The sequence below is a fragment of the Vibrio penaeicida genome, from assembly GCF_030689305.1.
Classification (GTDB): Bacteria; Pseudomonadota; Gammaproteobacteria; order Enterobacterales; family Vibrionaceae; genus Vibrio; species Vibrio penaeicida_B.
The window spans coordinates 94,021-118,385 of the sequence record NZ_JAUYVM010000005.1 but is presented as its reverse complement, the minus strand read 5'-3'; the positions used below and the strand labels follow the sequence as shown (position 1 = coordinate 118,385).

Genomic DNA, 24,365 nt, shown 5'->3' with positions numbered 1-24,365 from the left:
TATTATGACACTAAGCACAATAATAGTGTTCGTTGAGTGTTAAGTTCGGCAAATATGTTATGTCCACCACAAATATTAGTTTCAGAATTAATAATAGCGAACATGTTTGTTCTAATTAGGTCTACTTAGTTCAAAAGTGCTAAAAGGAATCCAGTAATGCCTAAGGTATATTGTGAAGCGTGTGAGAAGAAGACCCACCATAAAGCCATTATGTGCAAAACCACACCGCAATGTACAACGCTGTTGGAAAAGGCTAATCAAATGATGTTCCAAATTTTTAATGGTGATAACGACCATAAAATGGAACAAAGGCTTTACTGCCGAGTATGCAATCAAGAATATTGCAGTCCGGTAAATACGGAAATAAAAGAAACCAGCATTGCTTAGATTTGCTGGGTTTTCATTGTCGCCTGCTTGTTTAAGTTATGAAATGAACAAGCTAGGCTTCAATGGGCTCTAGCGTTTTCTCGGTATTATCGCGAAAGGTACAAATTTTATCTCTTCCACTTCTTTTCGCATCGTAGAGGGCGTCGTCAGCTCTTGATATAAGTTCATCAAGGCTCATCGTAAGGTTCCACTCTACGACACCAAACGAGCACGTAACTTTAAAGGTATGATCTTCTTCAGAATAAAAGGGCTGATGATTGACTCTTTCTCGTAATCTTGAAGCAAAAGAGGTCGCGCCACGCAAATCGGTGTCAGGCAACAGGATAATAAACTCTTCGCCACCGAAGCGGGCACATACGTCACAGCTCCTCGCCACGTTTTTTATCGTATCGGCAACACCCACGATCACTTTATCACCTGTGTTATGACCGTGTTGATCATTGATTGCTTTGAATAGGTCAATATCGAGAATCACCAAGCTATAAGGTATTTGTGTTCTACGAGCGATGTTTGTGGCTTTTTCCATCAAGTTCGCAAACATCCTTCGATTGTATAGGCTAGTGAGAGGATCTACCGAAGCGAGGTGGCGGAGCTGCTCTTCGACTTTTTTTCTGCTGGCCATTTCTTGCTTTAAGCGTCGCATTAGAAGCATCAGGATGGTACATACACCAGTAAGTGAAATGAGTACCAGTGATAACCAGAACACCTTTTTCTGGGCGTCAGCAATTTGTTCCTTTTCAGCGTGATACACCAATCCATCTAAGTGGTAGAGATCATCTATCAAATTCTCTTGAATCAATATAGCGGCCATTTTTTCAATTCGGCTTTCATTGATGTAGCCAATATCCACCAGATCGGAACGCACGAGATTGGAAATGGCGAGTGCTTCGTAGCGTAATTCGTCGAGTGTCTTTTCGTTGTTGTATTTGCTTTGAATTATCTGAATGATTTCTTCGGGGTTATCGAGAGCGTATCGCCACCCTCGAAGTGTTGCTTCCCGAAATTGGTCTACCAATTGTGGATTTTGCTGGATGAGTGAGTCGCGTGTAAAAATAAAGTCACTATAAAAATCGACGCCATAAGCTCTAGGGTTGAGAATATTGAAGCGAATGTTTTGTTTTTTAAGCAGATAGGGTTCATTGGGTAAATAGGCGTTAAAGGCATCGACTTTACCGTCAATGAGGTCTTGTACGTCAAACGAGGATTTTTGAATCCTTATGGTAGAAACATCCGTACCTTCAGACGTTAACATTGATAGATAGGAAGGGTACATTTGACCATTTAAGGTCATGATTCGTTTGCCTTCCAAGTCTTTGGGGGTTCTTATACCCGAAGACTCAAGAGTCAGTAATACAGATGGCGAATATTGAAAAGTCGCGGCAATAGCAACCAGCGGCTTTCCTTTCAAACGCTGAAGAACAAGTTCACCATTCCCTACACCAAAATCCAATGTACCGGAAAGTACTTCTTCAGTGACATTCAATGTAGGTGAGCCTTCAACCAAATTAATGTGAAGCCCTTTTTCTGCGTAGTAGCCCTGATCGATTGCTGCGTAATACCCAGCAAACTGAAATTGGTGAACCCAACGTAAACCCACGTTAATGGTTTGCGGTGAGGCGGCTATTTCCGTTGAGCTGAGTGAGCACACCACAGCGGTAAGGTAAGCGAAAAAATGATACGTAGTACGGCTCATTAAGGAAGGTATTGTGATCTTAATTCAAAAGTTAGCTGATTGTAATCGGTTGTGACAATACGAACCATAGTGACTATGCAACTCTGCCCGTTAAATTCAGCGATTCCTTAAATACAGATCAAACTTTGAGAAGGTAGTCACACTTGCGAGTAGAGTATGTGAGATTTATAAAACGTTTAAGTGAATTTCAATTCTTTAGAGGATTCAATACGTTAAATGTTTTCTGGAAAAATACGCTTAAAGGCTGGTTTTACGCTGTTAATCTACCGTTATTAGAGACGTTTCATTCTCACTATGCAATCGATATTTCGCAATTTGCAAATCAATTTCATTGAAAAAATCAAAAACGATAGTTTTTTATCCAAAATCACTCGATTTTATACTGAAAAAAGTTGGCATCAGTTTTGCTCTATTAACCGTGACCCTTTTAAAGCCGAGGGTCACCTAGCCAACTGACGTTGTTAGTGAATATTATTTGTTCACACTATCTATCAGCCAATCGCACAGTTTTGCGGTTGGCTTTTTTTTATCCTTTTCTCTATAAATCCAACCTTAGTAATAAAAACGTCAAAAAGTGATACCGTATGGTGATTTTGGTGTCATAAAGTGAATTCCACTTGGATATGGCTAAAAACTCAGTGATACTTACTGTTAATGGATTGTAATTATTGCTAGGAAGTTGTTATGCCTCACTCGTCATTGGATAAAATTGATCTCGAAATACTGCGTATCCTTCATCTTAAGGGGCGTATCTCCATGGTGGAGCTTGCTAAACAAGTGCACCTTACAACCTCCCCATGTTCAGACCGAGTAAAAAGACTGGAAAAAGAGGGGTACATAAAAGGGTATCACGCGGAGCTATGTCCTGAACGATTAGGGCTAGATGTCCAAGTTTTCATTCATATTCGCTTGGATCAAACGAGCTTTTCTATTTTCGAAAAATTTGCGAAAGCGGTAGAGTTAATGCCAGAAATTGAGGAGTGTTACTCACTTTCCGGTGATTTTGACACCATGATCAAGGTGCGTGTTAAAGATATGAAAGCGTATCAAGACTTCATGTCGACTAAATTGGGCACGCTTCCAGGAGTAATCCAAACGCGTAGTGAAGTGGTGATTGAAGAGCATAAAACGGGATTCGGAGTGAACCCGGATTTGATTACCATGCTTTAGGGGATTCGTACCTTAAGGGTGATAATTAGAGTCATTGACCCTAATTATCACTTATAAACTCTATCAGACAGCACGAACCATAGAAGCGGGTTTAGTTAGGCGCTAAGAAAAGCCGAAACCACACCAATGAGACCACCAAAAACACCTCCCCAGACAACTAGCCAGCCTAGGTGATTTTTGATCATATCTTGAACCATGCTTTTTACCAGCTGAGGTGTTAGCTCATTCAAACGTTGGTCAATGATGTTTTCGATATTATTCTGAATTTCATCGATCATACCAGGCTGCTCTAACTGCGTTTTTAATGCTGCCTTAACGGCATCACTTTGGCTTATTTGAACAACAGATTGCTGCATTTTTTCGACAAAAGGTTGTTTTAGAGGCTGCAATGCATCGGTTCCACCGAACATCGCAAGCATGCCACCAAACTGAGAATTGGCGATAACCTCTACCAAAGACTCAAAAGTTGGCTCGAAGTCGATGGACTCGATGACAGGCTGAAGATCCAACGACTGACCTCCAGACATTTCATTGCTCAAGAAGCGATCAATGTTTTCATTGGTAAAGAATTCCGCCATCATCAAGTTCTTAATGGCAGACTTAAATTCCTCGAATCTTGCCGGAATAACCCCAGACCCATAGAGACCAGGGACTTTTTCAAACAACATATGTACGGCCAACCAATTGGTTATTGCACCCGAAAAAGCAAATACACCTGCATACAGTGCAATTTGATTGTCCAATTGGTATCCGGCTGCCAGCAGACCAAGCGCTAGCAAATTAGTGACAACACTTTTATTCATCATTCTCTTGTCTTATGAAAAATTTTCGCGATTCTAGCAACATCATAATGTGACTTGAATACCTAAATAACCTCTTTGTATTCATCTTTTTCAAACTCACCAGTACACCCTAAACAAGTTTTGTGGCCAGCTCAATTAGAAAAACCGCCTTAAATTCAATCAGAACGCATACTCATTCAACTATCACTAGGAATTTGACGAATAATTTTTAGCGATCTCAATCACAGAAAACTTGCCTTACAGCACTACGCATGATAATTATTATCATTTCTATTTGTGTGAGTTAAACAGGATTGGTTTGCTCACAATACACTGGATAAAGGCTTCGGTACTGTAGCGATACATGCCAAAGGACCTGCAGAGCTAATAGCTGCAAGCAATCAAGGAAATGATCGAATGAATCAGGAATCTCGCTCGCTGTATGATCGCGAGCATGAACACTCAAGCTGTGGGGTGGGTTTCATCACGGATAAAACGGGGGAGCAGACTCATCAGCTTCTTACCCTTGCCCATGAAGCTTTATGCACTATTCCACATCGTGGCGGTATGAATGCCGAGGGTATTGGTGATGGTGCCGGTGTTAACATCGACTTATCCGTGAACTTTTACCGCTTTCTGTTAAACGAACCAACGCTTGAAAAAGGCGAATTTGGTGTCGCAAACTTTTTTTTCCCATTCGACTCTGCGCAATTTGAGTCGGCTAAATCACTTATTCTAGAGACGCTTTACAAGTATTCATTGAAGGTTGAATTGTGGCGCGAAGTGCCCGTTAATCCTGAAGCAGTCAATGAAGCGTCGCAAAAAGTTCAGCAAGCCATTCAACAGGTGGTTTTTTTACGAGGCGATAATCAGCCAGACGCACAATCCTTTGAAGACCAGATTAACGCCGCGCTTTCAGAACTTGAATCGATCGGTTTTACCGATTCTGAATTTGAAGGGTTTTACCCACTTTCAATGAGTTCGCGCACTCAGGTGTACAAAGGGCGCTTAAACTCAGGTGAAGTTGTGCCTTATTTTGCGGACCTTACGCACCCAGAGCATCACGTTACCACTTTGTTTTTCCATACCCGTTTTTCGACGAATACCGCACCCGCCACCATGATGGCGCAGCCGTTTCGTCGTATGGCGCATAATGGTGAACTTAATACTGATAAGAAAAACCGCCTAAGCGAAGATGCGATAGCGCGTCAGCAACACAAAAAAGTGATTTTCCCGAAAGGGCAATCGGACTCAGCCCGCCTTGACCAAACGTTGGCTAGACGCGTTGTTGAAGATCGCATGGACATCGTAACAGCGGTGTTGGCGATGATGCCGCCTGCTTGGGAAAACGACGAATCGATTTCACAAGAAGTACGAGACATGCTGGAATACTTCAGTTTGTCCGAAGAAAAGAATGATGGACCAGCGGCACTGATTTTCTCCGATGGAGAGAAAGTGGGTGCGCGTCTAGACCGATTGGGTCTGCGTCCGCTTCGTAGTGTTGAAACCAACCGCTATCTCGCGGTGATGAGTGAATCAGGTCAAATTGATTTTCCACCAGAAGATGTGATTCGTTATGGGCGCATTCAAGCTGGTGGTATGATTTACTTCGATCACTCCACTGGTAATAGCTACGAAACCAAAGAAATTTTAGAAACGCTCGCGAAAGAGCGTAATTACTCTGCATTGTTAGAGTCGGCAAGAATCACGCTGAACGATATTGAATCCGTTTCCCTTGATGCGGTTAAAGAAAACAATAATTTCAGTACCTACAGCCGCCACGTTGCTTATTCATTAAACCAAGAGAGCTTCAAATTCTTCCTCGATCCCATGATCGAAAATGGAGCGGAGAAAATCTCTGCCATGGGCTTTGGCTTGGCGCCAAACGTTTTGACCGATGAAGAAGGCGGCATGTCCAAATACTTCAGTCAGCGTTTTGCTCAGGTAACCAACCCGCCTTTGGATTCGCTGCGTGAATCGGACGGTATGACCTTGCGTGTTGCCTTAGGCGCTAAGCCAGGTTTCAGCCCTCAAGATACCGTTCAGCTTGTTTTGCAATCACCTGTGTTGCAGCCACAACAGCTGGAGCAAATTCTTGAACAAGATCGCATAGAGGTCGCAACGTTCGATACGCTGTACACTCCGACACTGAATAGCCGCGAAGACAACGCCAAGCGAGTGGAAGAAGCGATTAACGCGCTTTGTGACCAAATTGAAGAAGCGGCTCGTCGTCGCTGCGGTATTGTTCTGCTCAGCGATAAGAACATCAGCAAAGATAAAGCCGCTCTGCCTGCCATTTTAATGGCTGCCGCGGCCAACCAAAGGTTGATCAAACAAGGTCTGAGATTCGACACCAGTATTGTTTACCTCACAGGGCAGGCGGCAAGTAGCCACGATATAGCCTGCCTTCTTGGGTTTGGCTCATCGGCTGTTTGCCCTATTTCTGTGTTCTATCGTGCTCAAACGTTATCGACAAACCAAACGGTTGAAGCGGGTCTTAAGCATTTCCAAAAAGCAGTCGAAAAATCACTCATGAAGACCATGGGTAAGTTTGGTCTGTGTACTGCTGAAAGTTACATCGGTGGCGAATTTTTCGAATCAAACTTCTTAGATTCCGATTCAGATTGTTTGAAGCATTATTTCCCGAACATCAGCTCGCCTGTGGGTGGGGCAAGGTTTGAAGATCTGGCTTGGAGTTCTGCCAAGTGGCACTTTAAAGCGCTTGCCATCAATGAAGAGAATCAGATTCCACTTCTTGGTTTGTTTAAAGAGCGACAAGATGGCGCGGGTCACAGCTTTGGTAACACAGCGGTTCGCGAATACATCAACATGACTCAAGAGCCTGTCAGTTACGCCGATCAAGCCGAACTGGCAATGGACAAGACCAATCAATTTGCCAGTGAAGACATCGCCTACAAAGACAAGGGTTACGAGAAACGCAGCCCAGAACAGATTGACGAGTTTGACATTACGCCGTCTTATCAAGCGTTCATCGACAACCTTTATCAGGAACGTAGCGCTCGACCTGCGGCACTTCGCGATATCTTGCTACTGCCACTGGATTTCTCCAAAGCCAACACCGTAGAAGCATTTTCGCATCTTCTCGACCGTTTTCATTTGGATGGCAACGTCAACTATTTGTGGGGCGGCATTTCTATTGAGAGTGTGTCGCGCCAAGACCGCGCGTTTACTTTCCGCTTAGACAACACCGATAACCTCTCGACGTTTGCAGAAGCGATGCAAACCTGTTGGGCAGATCACGTTGAACAATTGTCCCTTCACCAAGACAAAGTGGATGTGGTTCTCGCACCTAAATACGCAGAGTTTATTGGGAAGATTCAAAAAGCGAAATCACCAATAGAGCTGGACGACGTCGAGCCAGCACATCTCATTACGCCTACCTTTGCATCGGGCGCGATGAGTCACGGTGCACTTAACTCCAATGCTCACATGGCGGTTGCGCAAGGCACCAATATAGCGGGTGCTATGAGTAACTCTGGTGAAGGCGGTGAACACTCAAGCCGTTTCAACAGCATCAAGTCGAGCAAGATCAAGCAGTTTGCATCGGGTCGATTTGGTGTTTGGGTAGGTTACCTTGCCGATCCGCAGCTTGAAGAGATTGAAATCAAAATCGCGCAAGGTGCGAAACCTGGCGAAGGTGGTCAGCTACCATCACCAAAGGTCACCGTAGAAATTGCGGCGGCGCGTGGTGGTACACCGGGTGTGGAATTGGTGAGCCCACCACCACACCATGATACTTATTCGATTGAAGATCTTGGTCAGCTTATTCACGATGCAAAAGCAGCACGTGTTCGCGTTATCGTTAAGTTGGTGTCATCCGAAGGTATCGGTACGATCGCGGTTGGTGTTGCGAAAGCGGGTGCGGATGTCATCAACGTCGCAGGTAACACTGGTGGTACAGGTGCAGCCGCAGTAACCAGTTTGAAAAATACAGGTCGTGCGGCAGAAATCGGCATTGCAGAAGTGCATCAGTCGCTCAGCGAGAACGGCTTGCGAGACAAAGTGACGCTTCGTTGTTCCAACGCGCACCAAACCGGTACGGATGTCATCAAGTCTGCGATTATGGGCGGTGATTCGTTCGAATTCGGTACAACGGCGCTGATGATGCTTAAATGCGTTATGGCGAAGAACTGTAACATCAAGTGCCCAGCGGGTCTGACAACGAACCCTGAGCTCTATCAGGGCGATCCACGAGCGTTAGCGCAGTATTTCCTAAACGTTGCGCATGAAGTTCGCGAGATTCTGGCAAGCTTAGGCTACAGCAGCCTGCGTGATATCCGCGGTAAGACAGAACTTCTGCATCTTGCGAATCACCACAGCATTGTTGGTCGATTGGATGTGACAGGGCTTCTTCGAGAAGTGGAGCACGTTAGAGTGCCTCGCCCTGTTTACTTGGAAGCAGACTTTACGACAGATGACGCATACATCGAAAAACTGCTCAGTGAGTACTTCAATTCAGAGCTTCTGAACATTGAATTAGCAGGAACAAAACTCAACAACCGCAACAAATCGACGGGCGGTCAGCTTTCAATCGATATTGAACGCGCGTTGAACTATGAAAATGTTGGAGAAAAACACCCAGCCGTGTTCACCGCTGGCAATGGCCGTCGTTACCTTGATGCTGAATCCATTGTGGTTCGCACCCACGGTAGCGCAGGTCAGAGCTACGGTGCGTTCAATAACTCCGGTTTGGTGATGGAACATGTCGGCACATGTAATGATGGTGTCGGTAAGGGTTCCAGTGGCGGTCATATCGTGGTTCGCTCTCCGGGCGGAAACGATATGTCGGCTGGCAATAATGTGCTTATCGGTAACTTTGCCTTGTTTGGTGCAACAGGTGGTCAAGCCTTTATTCAAGGCGAAGCGGGCGACCGATTTGCCGTGCGTAACTCCGGAGCGATTGCTGTTGTAGAAGGCGTCGGTGATTTTTGTTGTGAATACATGACAAATGGTTCCGTTATTAACCTTGGCGAATACGGTAAAGGTTTTGGTAACGGTATGTCTGGTGGTCTTGCTTATCAATACGATGTTGATGGTGCGTTTGCGCAGCGTTGCAGCAAAGATTCCGTCTTAGCCTTGCCGCTCATCGAGCACGATGAAGGCTACGAAGAAGCATTGAAATGGCACTTAGAGCAGCACGTTCGATTTACTCAATCTGAAAAAGCGCAAGCCATTTTGGACGACTGGGCGACAAGTCGAACGTTGTTCACGTTGGTGCTTCCACTTGCATTAACGCAGAGTCAGCATCCTGAGAGCATTCTTGAGACTAATTCGCGCAAGAAAATGCTGGAAGAATTGATCCAAGGAGAGGCGAATCGCTTAATTGAGCAAGTGCATTTTGCTTATGAAGGAAATGAAGCCTTGTCACGTGGTTTCAGCCCACAGTATGGCGATATGGATACGCCATTGATTTGTGATTTATTGACGCAAAGCGGTGTGCTTCACCGAGCGCATCAATTGGTAAAAGGTCAGTTTGAAGGTGAAGTTGAGCAGTCTCGTGCAGTGAAACGCTTATTCGAGCTGCGTGACAAAAAACTGCTGGATGCGTTGCTGAAAGATATCAAGGAAGCCATATCGAACTATCGCGATGACGAATTGGCTGTATTACTGGCGGCTAAACGAGTGCAAGACTACAAAACGTCTTTGGCACGTCGTGACGTCTGGGATACCCATTCGCGTGGTACTTCAGTCTGGATATTGGCGCGAGAGAAAGACATAAGCAAACAAATGGTAGAGATCGAAGCGGTGTCATTACGCACAGCGACGCTTTACTGTCACGTTTTTGCCGATGTGATTCGAGACGATATTGAAGAACAAAAAGCTCAGCAAGTTTTAGAAGCCCAAACTGCCTAGGGAAGGCACCGATTTCAAAGTAGGAAGAAAAATGAAAGTACCTTATTTGCCTCAAGACATTCCGTTTAACGACGATCAGAAGACCTGGTTGGCGGGCTTCTTTTCTGGATTGCACTCACGCCTGCTGGTTAAAGAAGAGTCCGTGGTACACGCGGAATCCAAGCCTCAGGTTAAAGCACTGACGATTCTTTATGGTTCTCAAACTGGTAACGCAGAAGCCGTTGCTTACGATACGGCAGAAAAAGCCAAAGAATATGGCATGACAGCCACGGTATATGATATGGATGACGTTGATGCACAAATCTTCGTTAAATCTTCTCGTATCCTGATTGTGACCAGTACCTATGGTGAGGGTGAAATGCCCGATAATGCCGAGTCACTCTGGCAAACCATGTCTGATGAACATGCGCCTAAATTGGACGGCACCTTCTTCTCAATATTGGCGCTGGGCGACACCAGTTACGATGAGTTCTGCCTCGCAGGTAAACTTTGGGATGAGCGCCTTGAAGAACTTGGCGCAACGCGTGTTACGACTCGTGTGGATTGCGACATCGATTTTGAACAACCTGCTGAAGAGTGGATGATTGCCACTCTGCCTGGTATCGCAGACAAAGGCGATGACGGTGAAGCTACCGTTGCTCAAGGGGGCAGCGCCCCAAAGGCTAAGTCGAAGTACAGCCGTAAACAACCACTGCAAGCAACGCTGAAACATAAGCGTGTGCTGAACAAAGAAGGTTCCAGCAAAGAAATCGTACATTACGAGATCTCGTTGGAAGGGAGCGGTGAGTTCTATAAGGCTGGTGACGCCCTAAATGTAATCTCTCAAAACCAGCCTGAACTGGTTCAAGCGTTCCTAGAGCATTTCCAGTTTAGTGGAGATGAAAAGCCGTCGTGGAATGGTGACAACTTCAGTTTACGTGAAATCTTTACCTCGCATTTGGATATTCGAACTCCGTCGAAAGAGTTTGTTAAAGCCTTGGCTGAAAGTGCCAGCGACCACAAATTGATCGCTTTAATCGGAAACGAAGACAGCAAAGGCTTGAACGACTTCCTTTGGGGGAAAGACATTCTCGATTTATTGCGCCAATACCCAAGCGTGACGTTATCGCTGGCAGAAATATTATCGCTGCTTAAGCCTATCGCACCGCGCGCTTACTCCATTTCATCGAGCTTGAACAAACACGCAGACGAAGTACACCTAACCATTGGCAGTGTGCGATACCAAAATGGCGAGCGAGACTACAATGGTACATGTTCAACATGGTTAGCAGACATAGTGGAAGAGGGTGATGTAGTACCTTGCTACTTTGCTCCTAACAAGAACTTCGCTGTACCTGAAGACGACAAAGCGCCAATGATCATGGTTGGTCCGGGAACGGGTATCGCGCCTTTCCGAGCTTTCCTTGAAGAGCGTGAGGTTCAAGCTTCTCCAGGCGACAACTGGCTGATCTTTGGTGATAGAAACGGTTCAACAGACTTTATCTATCAAGAAGAGCTAGAAGCTCTTCAAAGTAAGGGAGTGCTCACTAAGCTGGATCTGGCATTCTCGCGTGACCAAGCTGAAAAAATCTATGTGCAAGATAAAATGCGTGAAAGTGGCGCTGACTTGTATGAGTGGCTAGAACGCGGTGGTTACTTCTTCGTATGTGGCGACGCCTACTACATGGCAAAAGATGTAGATAAAGCGCTGCACGAAGTCATCGAAGTTCACGGCAACAAGTCGAAGGAAGAAGCAGAAGCCTACGTAAACCAGCTTAAAAAGCAGAAACGTTATGTGCGCGACGTATATTAAGCCTTATTCGGTTTAATGTGATTCAAAGCCATGGTTCGCCATGGCTTTTTTATTCCTCTGACCTTTCTTTTTATCCCTTTATTCCTAAATGGGATTATAAAAATAGTTTAAAGATCTAAAGTATATTGAAGCTTTTACTTTAAAGGTGTATTTTAAATGCATCTTTAAAGTAAAGAGGTAAAGCTCATGTCAGACTTCAAATTAACGCATCGCTCTGCGAGCAAACTTTCTGAACGTGTTGCGTATCGTATTACGCAATTCCTAAAATTTACCCTCAATATTTTCTACGGAAAGAAATACGCGAAGCGAGCCGTGATCTTAGAAACCATCGCCGCAGTACCTGGTATGGTTGCGGGTATGTTTAATCACATGAAAGCCCTAAGGCGAATGAAAGACGACGAAGGCTGGATCCGAGAATTGCTGGATGAAGCCGAAAATGAGCGCATGCACCTTATGATTTTTTTGGATATTGCGAAACCCAGTTGGGTTGAACGAGCGTTAGTGCTGCTTGGTCAGGGCACCTTCATTGTTGTTTACAGCTTGATTTACCTGCTTTCATCTAAGATTGCGCATCGAGTAGTTGGGCATTTTGAGGAAGAAGCGTGTAAAAGTTATACCGAGTATCTGGGGAAAATTGACGATGGTGAAGTCGAGAATGTGCCAGCACCGAAAATCGCTATTGATTACTACCAATTACCTAGCGACGCGATGCTTCGAGACGTGATTTTGCAGATTCGTAATGACGAAGCCAAACACCGCGATCGCAACCATTCATTCGCCGATGCTTACGAAAAACAAGATTTACCTGCCCACCAGAACTGATTAGGTCAATAGACCCTAACCAAAGCATAAGTATTTTGCGGTTTTGTTTAAATAGATCAGCAGCTTCGGCTGTTGGTCTTCGTAGTTTAGATTGCGCATGAAGCTTGTCTCATTTTACAAAGATTTTAAGTTGGTAAGTTCGAGTAGCGGACCTTAAAGATTAGTATGGCGCACTTTATGGATTTATCGCCAACAATGAATCCGGTTTGCTTTGTTTAAGGTCTCTCACCGATGTATCTCATCTACCGTCTTTCTGCTTGTTTCCGAATCTTCATGTGTTTCTTTCTTTTCAGTGCACCTTCTTATTCTGAGGAGTGCCATTCTTTCAATACTCCTATTTCCTTCACTCCTAAAGGTATGCCAGTGGTGACTCTGGAGATAGGTGAACAAGAGATAGATTTCCTTTTGGATACGGGGTCAAGCGCGGGGTTACATTTGCCCAAGTCAATGATGATTAACCTAAAGGGAACAACGGAGTTGCCCGAAAAACGCAAAAGCATGAATGCTGCTGGGAAAGAGTTCAGCAATTCTGTTTATCGCTTAAAAACGCTGAAATTAGGATGCATGGAATTTGAAGACCTCGAACTGGTCGCGCTCCAATCGTGGGGAGTATCTGTGGGAGAAGGAAAAACAGACACGGATGAGTTACCTGTTATAGGGCTAGGATTGTTTTCTGGGAAAACGGTACAAATCAGCTTTCAAGACAAAGAGCTGTCTATTGTAAATTCAGACCAATTGGTATCCAAACAATGGCCTGCTCTTGGTGTGTACAAAGAAGGGATTGGTGCCGCTGTTGAGACTAAAAATCAGCCCTACACATTGGTGCTGGATACTGGGGCATCAAACACCGTGTTTGTTCGCAACAAAGTGAATCCGAAGGAATCGTTAGAAGCGTGCCGCTACAACTTAGGAAACATTCCTTGCCAGCTGCTCAACGAGCCAATGACCACGTATGGATATCCTTTTACCAGCAAGGCGCTACTGTTTCCTATTGACTCGCGATTCCAGCTGGATGGTTTACTTGGTGTCGATTTTTTTCATCAATTTGATGTCCAACTGGACTTTACTCACAACAAAATCCTCGTCAAGCCAGCGAATTAGTCAATTCGGGATGGCTTCTCCTCACTTTTATGGATGAGAGTGAACAAAACAGAAGAGCGACTAATCTGGTTACACACCGACGACTGGAATGGTTGGCCATGCTCGTGGATGGAGGAGTTCACAGCCATCTTCTGTGATGACTATGTTTTCTTCATGGACCATCACTTGTCCGTTACCATAAGTCATTCCTGGCTCCAGTGTGATAATCATTCCTGGTTCCAAAACCACGTTTCCATTTGGAATGAGCGATGGCCATTCAGTGAGCTGCATTCCTAGGCCGTGTCCCATTCGCCCGACATCGTTCCCAATCGCGCCCGCTTTCTTGAGCACCGACCACATTACTTGCCATAAATCACCGGTTGTACATCCGGGAGAGGCGAGTTTGAGACCGGCTTCCGTAGCGCGATATACGGCATCATAAGCGTGTTGAGTTTCTGGCGTGACACCGCCCAACGCATAATTCCGGTCAAAGTCGCTAAAGTAGCCATCAAAGTTTGCACCGGTATCGATGATCAACACATCTCCGTGAGTGAGTATCCTATCCGATGGCCCCATAATGATGTTGTTGTATCCACCTTGCCCTGAAGCAGAAATAAGGTATGGGCAGGCGTCTGCGCCAAGCCTAAGTATTTCGATATGCATGAGTTTGCAAGCTTCTCGCTCCGTCATACCTAGCGATAAGTGCTCTTTAAGATACTCAAACCCAGCAGCAGTAACTTGACAGGCAAAGCGAACCTTTTCAATTTCTGCCGCGGATTTAATGTTGCGTAATTCTCTTATCGTTGAGGAAACATCAACAACATCATGGCTGGAAAGATGATTTCTCAGGGTTTCATAATTGTCGATAGGCATACGAAGATGTGTTTCGTCACCTAACATGGCACCTATGCGAGAAAAATTTTTGCTGCATGAGGACAGTGTGTCAGCGAGCAGCGTGATGCCATCATCCTCAGGCCTGGGGGATGGCCAGCTTCGCACATCTTCTATCCAGGTTTCTATAAACCCTGCGACACCAATTTGCGGCACAACAGCGATGGGCTTTCCTTCTAACGGTATAACCAGAAACCACGGTCTTGTTGGGCTCTCCCAGAATTGGGATTTAAAACCGCTGAAGTAACGAAATTCCGGTTCTGTTGTGAAAAAAACCACATCGAGCTTTTGTCGACGCATTTTGCGCTGCAAATTTTCAGTTCTGCGTTCAAACTCTTCTATTTCAAAGCCTCTTTTTGGAGGAGTCATTGGTGTTTTTGTCATTAGGGTTCCTAGTTTTTACTGGAAAAGAAAATCTCTTGGAAACAGTGCGATCTCTGGAAAAAATATTAGAAGTGCTGACATCAATAACAAGATCAAAAAGAACGGTAGAGTGCCACGTATTACCTGAAGGTATGGTTTTTCAAATATAGCAATGGCGGTAAAAATATCGCATCCAAATGGGGGCGTAGCCGAGCCAATCGCCATTTGCAGCGTCACCATCACTCCAACCAATATAGGGTCGATGCCAGCCGCATCAACGATTGGGCTAAATATTGGCGTCAGGATTAAAAGCACCACCAGCGAATCAACAAACATGCAGCCAACGAAAAAGGCTAAAGCAATAACAAATAAGATGTATTCCGGTGAGGCGTTGTCTAGATTGAGTGGAGACAGCAATTCTTGCGGGATTTGTTCGAATGATATGTACCATGAAAAAGATTGACCAATGCCGACAAGGACAAAGACGACAGCTGTGATGAGCCCTGTGCTTAATGCAGCGTCACATATGTCTTTAACATTGAGCTTTCGGTAGCAAATGCATTCCACCAAAATTGCGTAGAGAACGGCAAATGAAGCCGCTTCGGTTGGGGTGACAATACCAGAGTAAATACCGCCGATGATCAAAGCAGGAAAACCTAAAGGTAATAGGGCTTGTTTGATCGCTTCGATTTTTTCCAAGGTTGTTGCTTTGTCGACTAACGTGATGGTTTTGCTGTGTTTTATGCTGTAAAGGTAACTGTAGAGAGAAAACAAAATAGCGAGCACAATCCCGGGGCCGATACCCGCGATAAACAGCTCCCCGACACTGGCGTTTGCAAGCGTGCCATACAGAATCAACCCAATGCTTGGCGGAATCAAAAAGGCGATGTCACTGGCATTGATAATGAGTGCCATCACAAAGCTGTCTTTGTACCCAGCTTGCAACAGTTTAGGGCGCATAATTTGCCCAACCGAAACAACGGTGGCTTGTGTCGAGCCTGAAACTGACCCAAATAGCGTGCAGCTTATGCAGGTGGTAATGGGGAGCCCACCGCGTAAGTGACCAAAAAAAGCTTGTATCAGCCCCAGTAAGTTATGGGCAGTATGCCCACGTGTCATGATATCGGCGGCCAAAATAAACATTGGAACGGCGATCAGTGCATTGGGTGAAATCCCCGTAACCATTTGTTGAATGATGACGTCAGGCTCAACCAAAGAAAAATGCAAAAGACCAATAAGAGCACCGATAGATAAAGGAACTATCATCGGGAAGCTTAGAAACAAAAGGATGACCATCACAAGTACTAACGTGATGGTGATGACATAGATATCCGGTTCTCCCGATATGATGTCGGAAACTAACTGCGTCAATTCATTCATTGTGTTTCACCCGCCGCTTTGTTTTTGTTTTCGATTACATCGTAAGAAACGTAAATCTCCGGGTGTAATAGGTTCATGATAAAACTCATCGCGTATTGCAGACCTGCAATGGCAAACCCGATAGGGATAATGGCATAGACCCAATACACAGGGATTTGCAGTGATGGACTCAAGCGGTTGATTTGTTTGAGTTCCATGACGTAGAAAAACGCCAAGTAAGCAAGGTAAAACATCAGAGAAGAAGTGATAAGGGCAATGAAGATCGTCATGCGTTTCTGTGTTTTTGTACTGAGAGAATCGTATAGAGCGGTCATTCGAATGTTTCTACCTTTACGTACGGCATAGGCAAAACCTACGAAAGTGACGACAACAATCAAGAATTGGTTGAGTTCTTCTGAAAAGAAAAGGCTTTTGCTGAAGGCATAGCGCCCGATGGCGTTCGCGGTAGAGTTGATCATAATGGCGAGAATCGCGAACATGATCAGGTATCGTTCCAGTTTTTCCGTTAATTCACTTAGAGTGGAGAGCAGCTTTTTCATAGTAAACATTTCGCAGTCAAGAGCGTTGTACTTCTCATCTCAACGCCGCCATTGAGTTCAGTGGTTTAAGCTGACGATAAGCATCAGGCAAAACTCAACAAGGGCGGCGCTGCGATCTCGGTTTGAAACTTATTGAGTCACGGTGGCGACTTCGACCTCTTTTAATAAGCTTTTAAGAATCTTCTCTGCTCCCGCACGTGCGACGGCTTTTTCTGATGCTGGGTAGGCATTTTCCACTACGTCGTAGAAGGTACTGTAGAGGTGTAGGCTAAGTGCTTTAAAACGTTTACGCTCTTCCTCATTTAAAACAACAATTTGAATGTCCGGACGTTCCTTGAGGATTTTGTCCATGTTCTCTTTGTTGATCTTAATTTGATAGTCATAGGCAGCTTTATCTGCAGCCTTAATCGCTTTATCAACCATGGCTTTCTTTTCTGCTGACAGCTTGTTGTACCATTTGCTGTTTGTTGAAACGGTACTGACATAAGGCTGTTGGCCTGGGAACATCAAGTAGTCTTGCACTTCGTGCCATTTGGCGTTGTAAATGAAATAAATGGGGTTAACCATCCCATCAATGGTTTTCAGTTGAAGTGAACCATAAACTTCACCCCAAGAAAGTGGAGTCGGAGTGGCACCAAAGGTTTTATACGTTTCAACCGGTATGGTTGATGTGAATGTGCGTATTTTTTGATCGGCAAAATCTTCTGGTGTGCGAATTGGTTTATTGCTCCCCCAAACCATTTCACCTTCAGACATCATAGACAGCAGCTTCAAATTTACGCTTTCAAACTTCTCTGCTAACTCATTGTAAATAGTTGAACTTTGAGTCAGTACCTTGTGCGTGACTTTCTCGTTAGTACCCAAAACATAAGGCAAACTGACGGCTTGCACTTCGGGTACATAAGACCCCAAATGACCCGCACCCACCGAAACAAATTGAATGGTGCCTTTTGCCGCTAGCTCGACAATGTCATTTTCTGTGCCCAGTTGACCGTAGTAATAAATACGAACCCTAATATCGCCATCGGATTCTTTTTTTATGACCTCTGCAAATTTTTGCGCGTATATATCTTGGACATCCGTTTTGTCTTCTTCTGATGCAAACTTCCAAGTTTCGGCATGAACACCAAATATCATGCCTAAACTCAATAGCGCCACGCTTAGTCGTTTCATCTTGTTCTTCCTTGTTTGTCTTAATCCTAAATCCACTTGCTCATTTTCAGGGCTTTGGGAATTCACTTGGGTATGTCTTTTTGTTTCGAACAGGAGGTTTCTTCTGCTTACTTACTTTTTAATTAATTCGTTACACCTAATGGGTTATCTAATTTTTATGATTACTTTGCTCGTAAGCGATTGCTCACTAATTGGACCCAATAGCTCGCTCCGTAAGGCAATATTCGGTCATTGAAGTCGTATTTTGGGTTGTGTAATGCACAACCGCCTACAGAGTCGACACCATTTCCGAGCAGCACATAGCAACCGGGCTTAACGCGCAGCATGCTTGAAAAATCTTCTGAAATGGTCAGTGGTTCACAATCAGCTTCAACGTTTGATTTGCCGAGTATTTGCTGCGCGGCAAGTACCGAGTATTCCGTTTGCTCCGCGCTGTTCACCGTCGGATAGAAAGTATTGATGAACTCGAATTGGTATGTCGCGCCAGCCGCACCACAAATTCCCTTCACTATTCGTTCCATACTCGTTTCAATTTGAAGCAAGGTGGAGTCGGTGAAACAGCGGCAGTCTCCTTTAATCTGAACTTCATTTGGGATGACATTGACGGTACCGTCGGTGATGAACTCGGTGACAGAGATGACAGCTGTGTCACTAATGGCATTAAGGTTGCGTGAAACAATGGTTTGCAGCCCCAAAACAACTTGGGCCCCGACAACGATAGGATCCACCCCCTGATGAGGTAATGCGGCATGGCCGCCAATGCCTTTGATGGTGATATGAAAGCAGCTTTCGCTGGCCATTAACGAACCAGAACGCACCATTAGCTTGCCTTCTGCTAACCCTGGGAAATTGTGAATGCCATACACTTCGTCAATAGAAAATCGCTCAAATAATCCATCATCTATCATTGCCTGCGCACCACATCCGTGCTCTTCGTCGGGCTGAAAGATAAAATAAACGGTGCCATCAAAATTAGGATTCTCAGCTAAATAGGCAGCTGCACCAAGTAACATAGCGGAGTGCCCGTCATGACCGCAGGCGTGCATTTTTCCTGGGTGCTGGGAGCAATGGTCAAAAGTGTTTTGCTCGTGAATGTGCAGTGCATCCATATCTGCCCTTAAGCCAATACTTGCGCTGCTGGTGCCATGCTTCAAGATTCCAACTAGTCCGCTTTTCCCAATATTCATAACAACTTCAATGCCAAAACTCTGAAGTTTGTCGGCAATGAATTGTGCCGTGCTATCTACTTCGAAACCGCATTCAGGGAAACGGTGCATGTGTTTCCGCCATTCCTCCATATTGCGAACCAACTGTTCGGATAATGGATGGTTCACCGAGTTAAATAATGAATTCATTACAAAGCTCCAAAAAGTGTAATTGGATAAATAAGTTGTGGTTCATGTATTTTTTCCTAAATGCTCAGACAGCAGCACACCAAATCCAGATAGAGAATTGGGGTAATGCATTAAGGTCAAAGAGTGCCATGCCAAAGCTTGATTGCTGGTTACGACGGGTTTACCCAGTTCTTGTTCTATTTGCTCTATGACGCCGCTAGCGCGCAGTGCGGTGCACGAAATAAACAGTAACTCGGCATCTGAGTGGCAAGAACTTAAGGCTGCTTGAGCAATATCTTTAGGGGAGATAAAGGTCATTTGTGTGTCATCGTCAAAGCCAAATCCAGCCACGCTCAATACATCGAAACCGTTTTCAGAATAATGGGTTGCTATGGCGTGGTTCACGGATTCTGTGTAAGGAGTCAGTATCGAGATACGTGTTGCTCCTAGAGTCTGGATTGCTTTTATGGATGCGCTAAGAGGGTTGGTGACCAACGTGTTTGGACGAGTGCTGTGAATCAATTCCGTTACTTTTTGCTCACCGATGGCTACGGTTCCAGAAGTGCACGCGTAGATAACTACATCGAGAGCGGTCCCCGGCAGTATGGAATCCGCCGCTGCACTAATACCCGGTGCCATTTTCTGCAAGTTGTCGATGGTGAGTGGGTTGACGTTTCTTACTCGGCTTGTAAAGGGCTGAACATCGCTTGGGTAAATCTTACGAAGATCACTTTCAATATTGAAATCCGTAGCGAGAGCTATCACCCCTACCTTGCCAGATGGAGCAAGGTTATCTAAAGGGAGTGTGGGGGCAATAGTATCCACTAGCATGCGTTACGTCCTTGTTAGTATCGTTTTCTTTACATTTCCTTCACAAGTTCAATAATGCCTTTCGCGTATCGATGAAATTCCTTCAAAATTGGTCTAACAATGAGGAAAATCCGCAAATTTTGTGCGCTATAGTATTTTTAAATGAACATTGAATTACCAAGATGAAAAACAGCAGATTAATAGGGTGATGAGCGGAAAAGAATAGGCTTATCGCTTCAAACGACGTATGCCTTTTAAGCGCTCTAATTTGAGTAAATGCCCAAGCATCTGGACGTGATTTATTAAGAACTCACCAACAAAGGAATGGTTTAAATGGCTCAACCCCCAACTCTTTCAGTGGATAATTTCGACCGAAAAATCCTCGATATAGTACAAGTATCGAATCGAACGACCTCAGATCAAATTGCAGAAAGAGTAGGGCTTTCTCCGGCAGCAGTACAAAGAAGATTAAAGCGTATGCGTGCTCAAAACGTTATTCAAGCGGATGTGTCGGTGATCAACCCGAAAGCCTTAGGTCATGCCATGACTTTTGTTGTTCAGGTGACTCTAGAGCGTGAACGCGTAGACCTAATGCATAACTTTAAAAAGGAAATGCTGACCAATCGCTCTGTTCAGCAGTGTTACTACGTGACAGGCAGTTCCGATTTTATTTTGATTGTGACGACGCAAGACATGGAAGGGTATGACGAGTTTACGCGTGAAGCCTTTTTCGACAACGCCAATATCAAAAGCTTTCAAACCAATGTTGTAATGGATTTGGTCAAAGTAGGGTTAACAATCCCAATCGATGAGGGAAATGAGTAACTTGCATCGAGTTGGCATTATCTGGTTAAAAGCCCCTAGTGAACACAAAGTATGGGGATAATAGTTCACTAGGGGGAACGCATAATTAGATTGATTGACAGAAAATTAAGGTGTACTGGGTAAACAAATCAGCTTATTAACGTTTTATACAGATCAGGATCGGTTGCGCCCTCAGTACCTATGACCAGCACGCGGCTATCGCTGTTCAGTTCAATTGTTTTCGCCAGCTCAGTGTCGGAACGGGCAATCAATACTGCCGCTAATCCAGGTACAGCGGATTCACCAGCTTCAATTTTCTCACTGTGTGACTCGCCACTGGCTAGCATTTTCATTGTTTGAGGAATGGCATCTTCGCTGAGTGTGAGAAAATCATTCGCGCCTTCCGCCAGTATTTCCCACGCCAAACTGGAGACTTCACCGCATGCCAAGCCTGCCATTAACGTTTCTAGGCTGCCATGGACGGTGACAGGTTCTCCTGCTTTGGCACTCTGTTGCAGGCAATTCGCTTGTTCGGGTTCAACGATTAAAAAGCGTGGACGTTGAGTGCCCCATAAGTCCCAGAAATACCCGCATACGGCAGAGGCAAGCCCACCCACACCGCCTTGGATGAAGACATGGGTTGGGATTTCTCCTTTCAGTTGTTCCACAATTTCTGCCAACATTACGGTATAGCCGAGCGCCACATCTTTTGGTATGTCCATGTAGCCTTCGTAAGAAGTGTCTGAAACGATTATGCGGCCGTGTTCTTTGGCCTCAGAATCGGCTAGGCGTACCGATTCGTCATAATTTCCTTCAATGCGAATGACCTTTGCACCGTACGATTCCATGGCAAGTCTGCGACCTTCGGAAACGTCTTTATGTATGTATATGATGCATTCACAGCCAAACATTTGGGCTCCCCAAGACACAGAGCGTCCGTGGTTCCCATCTGTCGCACAGCTTACCGTAATTTCAGCGATTTCAGACTTCCAATCGCCAGCCAGTAATTCAGTGATACTCGGTGTTTTCCCATACCTCTGAGCCAGTACTTGCTGCAATTGTTTCGCAACGGCGTATGCACCTCCTAAGGCTTTAAAACTCTTTAATCCAAATCGTTGAGACTCGTCTTTGTACCACAACTTACCCAAACCAGCGTCGGACGAAAGTGTATCCAAATGATGAAGAGGAGTTGCCGCATAATGAGGCCACTGAGTAATATCTTGTATGGCGTCTTGAGCGCTTTTTACACTGAGGATGCCCCTCTGTTTATCTGTATAAAGACGTTCTGGGTGTGCATTAGGATTCGAGAAATGAGTCAGAGTCCCGGTCAATGAATGCATAGAAGGTTTTCCTTTTATAGATGTGTACCCACTTAAAGCTCGGATTGATTGGTCAACCCCAACCTTTAAAGACACACGAGTCGTTTTCAATAATAAAAGTTTACCAAGCGTGTTTGCAGGGGAGCGTCTAGTCTTGAGGAGTAATTGACGTTTTTCAGCGTAATTAAGCGGCTCGATGCGGAAATTCTTCAAACCTACGGATGTGCTTGTTTCATCGAGATTATTTGCTCGCCAGAGCTCAAAATAGCTAAGTGCTTTTCGGGGTTAAGCGCATACTTTAAAGGTTGAGTTAATGAGTTAGCTTTATTCTAAACAATGATTTATAAATAACCGATCGTTCTAATAAAAATATCCGATAGGGGTTTTAACTGAGAAAAAAGACCTAATGTATGTTGTAGGGTCTACTGATCTCAGGCTCAGATATATCCCCCTCCTCACACAGATAAGGAATTGAGATGGCAAACGAATATACACCACCAAAAGTTTGGACGATGGAAGATGAAAATGGCGGTCAGTGGGCAAGCATTAACAGACCAGATTCAGGTGCACGACATGAACAAGAACTGCCAGTAGGTAAGCACCCATTACAGCTTTACTCCATGGGCACTCCAAATGGGCAGAAAGTCACCATTATGTTGGAAGAACTTTTGGCACTTGGCGTAACCGAAGCGGAATACGATGCGTATTTAATCAAAATAGGCGATGGAGACCAGTTTGGTTCAGGGTTCGTTGATGTTAACCCTAACTCGAAAATCCCAGCGCTGGTGGATCGCTCTGGCAGTGAGCCTGTGAATGTATTTGAATCGGGCGGTATTTTGCTTTACTTGGCAGAGAAGTTTGGGCAGCTATTACCTAAAGATGCAAAAGCTCGCACAGAAACGTTGAATTGGCTTTTCTGGCTTCAAGGGTCGGCACCTTACTTGGGCGGTGGCTTTGGGCATTTCTATGCCTACGCGCCAGAGAAGTTTGAGTACCCAATCAATCGTTTTTCTATGGAAGCTAAACGCCAGCTTGATGTCTTGGATAAGCGTCTTTCGAATCACAAATACTTAGGTGGCGATGAATACAGTATCGCGGATATTGCGACGTGGCCTTGGTATGGCAATCTTGTGCTTGGCGTTCTCTATGATGCCGCTGAGTTTTTAGATGTAGAGAGCTACCCTAACCTTGTACGCTGGGCAAAAGACATTTCTCAACGTCCTGCCGTGCAACGCGGTCGAATGGTTAACCGCGCTTGGGGAGAAGAATGGGAGCAAGTACCAGAACGTCACTCAGCTGCCGATATCGATGAAGTGTTGGCGAAAAAGCCGTCTTGATCCGCTAAATCACCTACCTGAGTACCTTTACCATTAGGTAGCTTGGATAGACAAAAACCCTTTCATTATTGGAAGGGTTTCTTATTTCTAGCCGTTTTTTACGATTTATTTTTGAGCGGCAACTCTAGCCGCAAGCTGTTTCGCTTCTTTCTTGGCTCCTTCAAACGAAAGGCTGTGACGTTCATCTCCAAATTCTTGATACTCGCTGGTGATCTCGTGGAATTGACTGGCTCCCAGATAAGGGCTTAGTAATTTGATGTGCTTCCCTAGATGATTCATATGGTGCTTTTGCCCTCCTTCGGCAAAGCCCGATTCACCGCTGGAGGTACAAAGAACAACGGTCTTTCCAGACAATATAGGCTCGATAGGGTTCTCACCTCGTTCTAAATCAAATGAGAAAGTTTTATTCACCCTTATGACTTGATCAAACCATGCTTTTAGAACCGCGGGCATACCGTAGTTGTACATGGGAGACGAGATAACAATTACGTCGGCTTGCTCAACTTCTTCTATCAATTCATTGGATGTTTCCAACGCTGGGTATTCTTCTTTTTCCGCTTGTTTTGCAAAGCTTTGAGCGATCCATTCTACATCAATAAATGGTGGTGGATTCGTTGATAAATCTCGGTATATCAGATTATTATGGCGTCGGTCATTGAACTCGGAAACAAAGTGATGCGCTATTTGTCGAGAAAGCGACTGATGTGCTTGCTGGTCTGGAGAGTAAGGTCTCGGGCTTGAATCAATGTGAAGAAGTGTTGCCATGTTGATGTCCTTCGTGATTGGGGAGTAGGCTTATTCTTAAATGGCAGAGA

Annotated in this window: 18 protein-coding genes; 8 read left to right on the top strand and 10 right to left on the bottom strand. The window is 44.9% G+C overall.

Annotated features, from left to right (window positions below):
- Nucleotides 1-156 precede the first annotated feature (156 nt).
- Nucleotides 157-387, top strand: a complete 231-nt coding sequence (locus tag Q8W40_RS10205; protein ID WP_305397057.1) for a hypothetical protein — start codon at nucleotides 157-159, stop codon at nucleotides 385-387.
- Nucleotides 388-439: 52 nt separating this feature from the next.
- On the opposite strand, the gene Q8W40_RS10200 is transcribed toward Q8W40_RS10205, so the two are convergent.
- Nucleotides 440-2,080 carry a GGDEF domain-containing protein gene (locus tag Q8W40_RS10200; protein WP_305397056.1) on the bottom strand — a complete coding sequence of 547 codons (1,641 nt, stop codon included), beginning with the start codon at nucleotides 2,078-2,080 and terminating at the stop codon, nucleotides 440-442.
- Nucleotides 2,081-2,764: 684 nt separating this feature from the next.
- On the opposite strand from Q8W40_RS10200, the gene Q8W40_RS10195 reads away from it, so the two are divergent.
- Nucleotides 2,765-3,250: an Lrp/AsnC family transcriptional regulator gene (locus tag Q8W40_RS10195; RefSeq protein WP_101111857.1), complete on the top strand. Its 486-nt coding sequence runs from the start codon at nucleotides 2,765-2,767 to the stop codon at nucleotides 3,248-3,250.
- A gap of 95 nt (nucleotides 3,251-3,345) precedes the next feature.
- Here Q8W40_RS10195 and Q8W40_RS10190 read toward each other — a convergent pair whose 3' ends face one another.
- A complete protein-coding gene (locus tag Q8W40_RS10190; RefSeq protein ID WP_126607677.1) occupies nucleotides 3,346-4,053 on the bottom strand; it encodes a DUF445 domain-containing protein in 708 nt (235 codons plus the stop codon).
- A 396-nt stretch (nucleotides 4,054-4,449) separates the two neighbouring features.
- On the opposite strand from Q8W40_RS10190, the gene Q8W40_RS10185 reads away from it, so the two are divergent.
- The 4 genes from Q8W40_RS10185 to Q8W40_RS10170 all read left to right on the top strand — a co-directional run bounded on the left by Q8W40_RS10185 (nucleotide 4,450) and on the right by Q8W40_RS10170 (nucleotide 13,621).
- Nucleotides 4,450-9,906 carry a glutamate synthase-related protein gene (locus Q8W40_RS10185; protein WP_305397055.1) on the top strand — a complete coding sequence of 1,819 codons (5,457 nt, stop codon included), beginning with the start codon at nucleotides 4,450-4,452 and terminating at the stop codon, nucleotides 9,904-9,906.
- Nucleotides 9,907-9,937: 31 nt separating this feature from the next.
- Entirely contained in the window at nucleotides 9,938-11,698 is a 1,761-nt protein-coding gene (locus tag Q8W40_RS10180) for a diflavin oxidoreductase (protein ID WP_305397054.1), read from the top strand.
- 186 nt (nucleotides 11,699-11,884) lie between these two features.
- Nucleotides 11,885-12,520, top strand: a complete 636-nt coding sequence (locus tag Q8W40_RS10175) for an alternative oxidase (RefSeq protein WP_305397053.1) — start codon at nucleotides 11,885-11,887, stop codon at nucleotides 12,518-12,520.
- 231 nt (nucleotides 12,521-12,751) lie between these two features.
- A complete protein-coding gene (locus tag Q8W40_RS10170) occupies nucleotides 12,752-13,621 on the top strand; it encodes a retropepsin-like aspartic protease (RefSeq protein ID WP_305397052.1) in 870 nt (289 codons plus the stop codon).
- A gap of 69 nt (nucleotides 13,622-13,690) precedes the next feature.
- On the opposite strand, the gene Q8W40_RS10165 is transcribed toward Q8W40_RS10170, so the two are convergent.
- The 6 genes from Q8W40_RS10165 to Q8W40_RS10140 all read right to left on the bottom strand — a co-directional run bounded on the left by Q8W40_RS10165 (nucleotide 13,691) and on the right by Q8W40_RS10140 (nucleotide 20,111).
- Nucleotides 13,691-14,875 (bottom strand): M24 family metallopeptidase, encoded by a 1,185-nt coding sequence (locus Q8W40_RS10165; protein ID WP_305397051.1) that lies wholly within the window; start codon nucleotides 14,873-14,875, stop codon nucleotides 13,691-13,693.
- Between the two features lie 15 nt (nucleotides 14,876-14,890).
- Complete coding sequence (locus Q8W40_RS10160) at nucleotides 14,891-16,234, bottom strand: TRAP transporter large permease (protein WP_305397050.1); 1,344 nt, start codon at nucleotides 16,232-16,234, stop codon at nucleotides 14,891-14,893.
- Nucleotides 16,231-16,773 carry a TRAP transporter small permease gene (locus Q8W40_RS10155; protein WP_305397049.1) on the bottom strand — a complete coding sequence of 181 codons (543 nt, stop codon included), beginning with the start codon at nucleotides 16,771-16,773 and terminating at the stop codon, nucleotides 16,231-16,233. The genes Q8W40_RS10160 and Q8W40_RS10155 overlap by 4 nt, the downstream gene beginning before the upstream one ends.
- Before the next feature lie 129 nt (nucleotides 16,774-16,902).
- Nucleotides 16,903-17,946, bottom strand: coding sequence for a TRAP transporter substrate-binding protein DctP (gene dctP, locus Q8W40_RS10150; RefSeq protein WP_305397048.1), 1,044 nt, complete (start codon nucleotides 17,944-17,946; stop codon nucleotides 16,903-16,905).
- Between the two features lie 161 nt (nucleotides 17,947-18,107).
- The gene (locus Q8W40_RS10145) at nucleotides 18,108-19,301 is read right to left on the bottom strand and encodes a M20 aminoacylase family protein (RefSeq protein WP_305397047.1); all 1,194 of its coding nucleotides are present in this window, start codon (nucleotides 19,299-19,301) and stop codon (nucleotides 18,108-18,110) included.
- Between the two features lie 42 nt (nucleotides 19,302-19,343).
- A complete protein-coding gene (locus tag Q8W40_RS10140) occupies nucleotides 19,344-20,111 on the bottom strand; it encodes a maleate cis-trans isomerase family protein (RefSeq protein WP_305397046.1) in 768 nt (255 codons plus the stop codon).
- 312 nt (nucleotides 20,112-20,423) lie between these two features.
- Here Q8W40_RS10140 and Q8W40_RS10135 point away from each other — a divergent pair, with 312 nt between their 5' ends.
- Nucleotides 20,424-20,915: an Lrp/AsnC family transcriptional regulator gene (locus tag Q8W40_RS10135; protein ID WP_101111846.1), complete on the top strand. Its 492-nt coding sequence runs from the start codon at nucleotides 20,424-20,426 to the stop codon at nucleotides 20,913-20,915.
- 128 nt (nucleotides 20,916-21,043) lie between these two features.
- On the opposite strand, the gene Q8W40_RS10130 is transcribed toward Q8W40_RS10135, so the two are convergent.
- Nucleotides 21,044-22,234, bottom strand: coding sequence for a diaminopropionate ammonia-lyase (locus Q8W40_RS10130; RefSeq protein WP_305397045.1), 1,191 nt, complete (start codon nucleotides 22,232-22,234; stop codon nucleotides 21,044-21,046).
- Nucleotides 22,235-22,689: 455 nt separating this feature from the next.
- Between Q8W40_RS10130 and yghU the strand changes: the two genes are divergently transcribed.
- Nucleotides 22,690-23,550, top strand: a complete 861-nt coding sequence (yghU, locus tag Q8W40_RS10125; RefSeq protein WP_305397044.1) for a glutathione-dependent disulfide-bond oxidoreductase — start codon at nucleotides 22,690-22,692, stop codon at nucleotides 23,548-23,550.
- A gap of 105 nt (nucleotides 23,551-23,655) precedes the next feature.
- On the opposite strand, the gene Q8W40_RS10120 is transcribed toward yghU, so the two are convergent.
- Nucleotides 23,656-24,315 carry an FMN-dependent NADH-azoreductase gene (locus Q8W40_RS10120; protein WP_305397043.1) on the bottom strand — a complete coding sequence of 220 codons (660 nt, stop codon included), beginning with the start codon at nucleotides 24,313-24,315 and terminating at the stop codon, nucleotides 23,656-23,658.
- Between the last annotated feature and the right edge of the window lie 50 nt (nucleotides 24,316-24,365).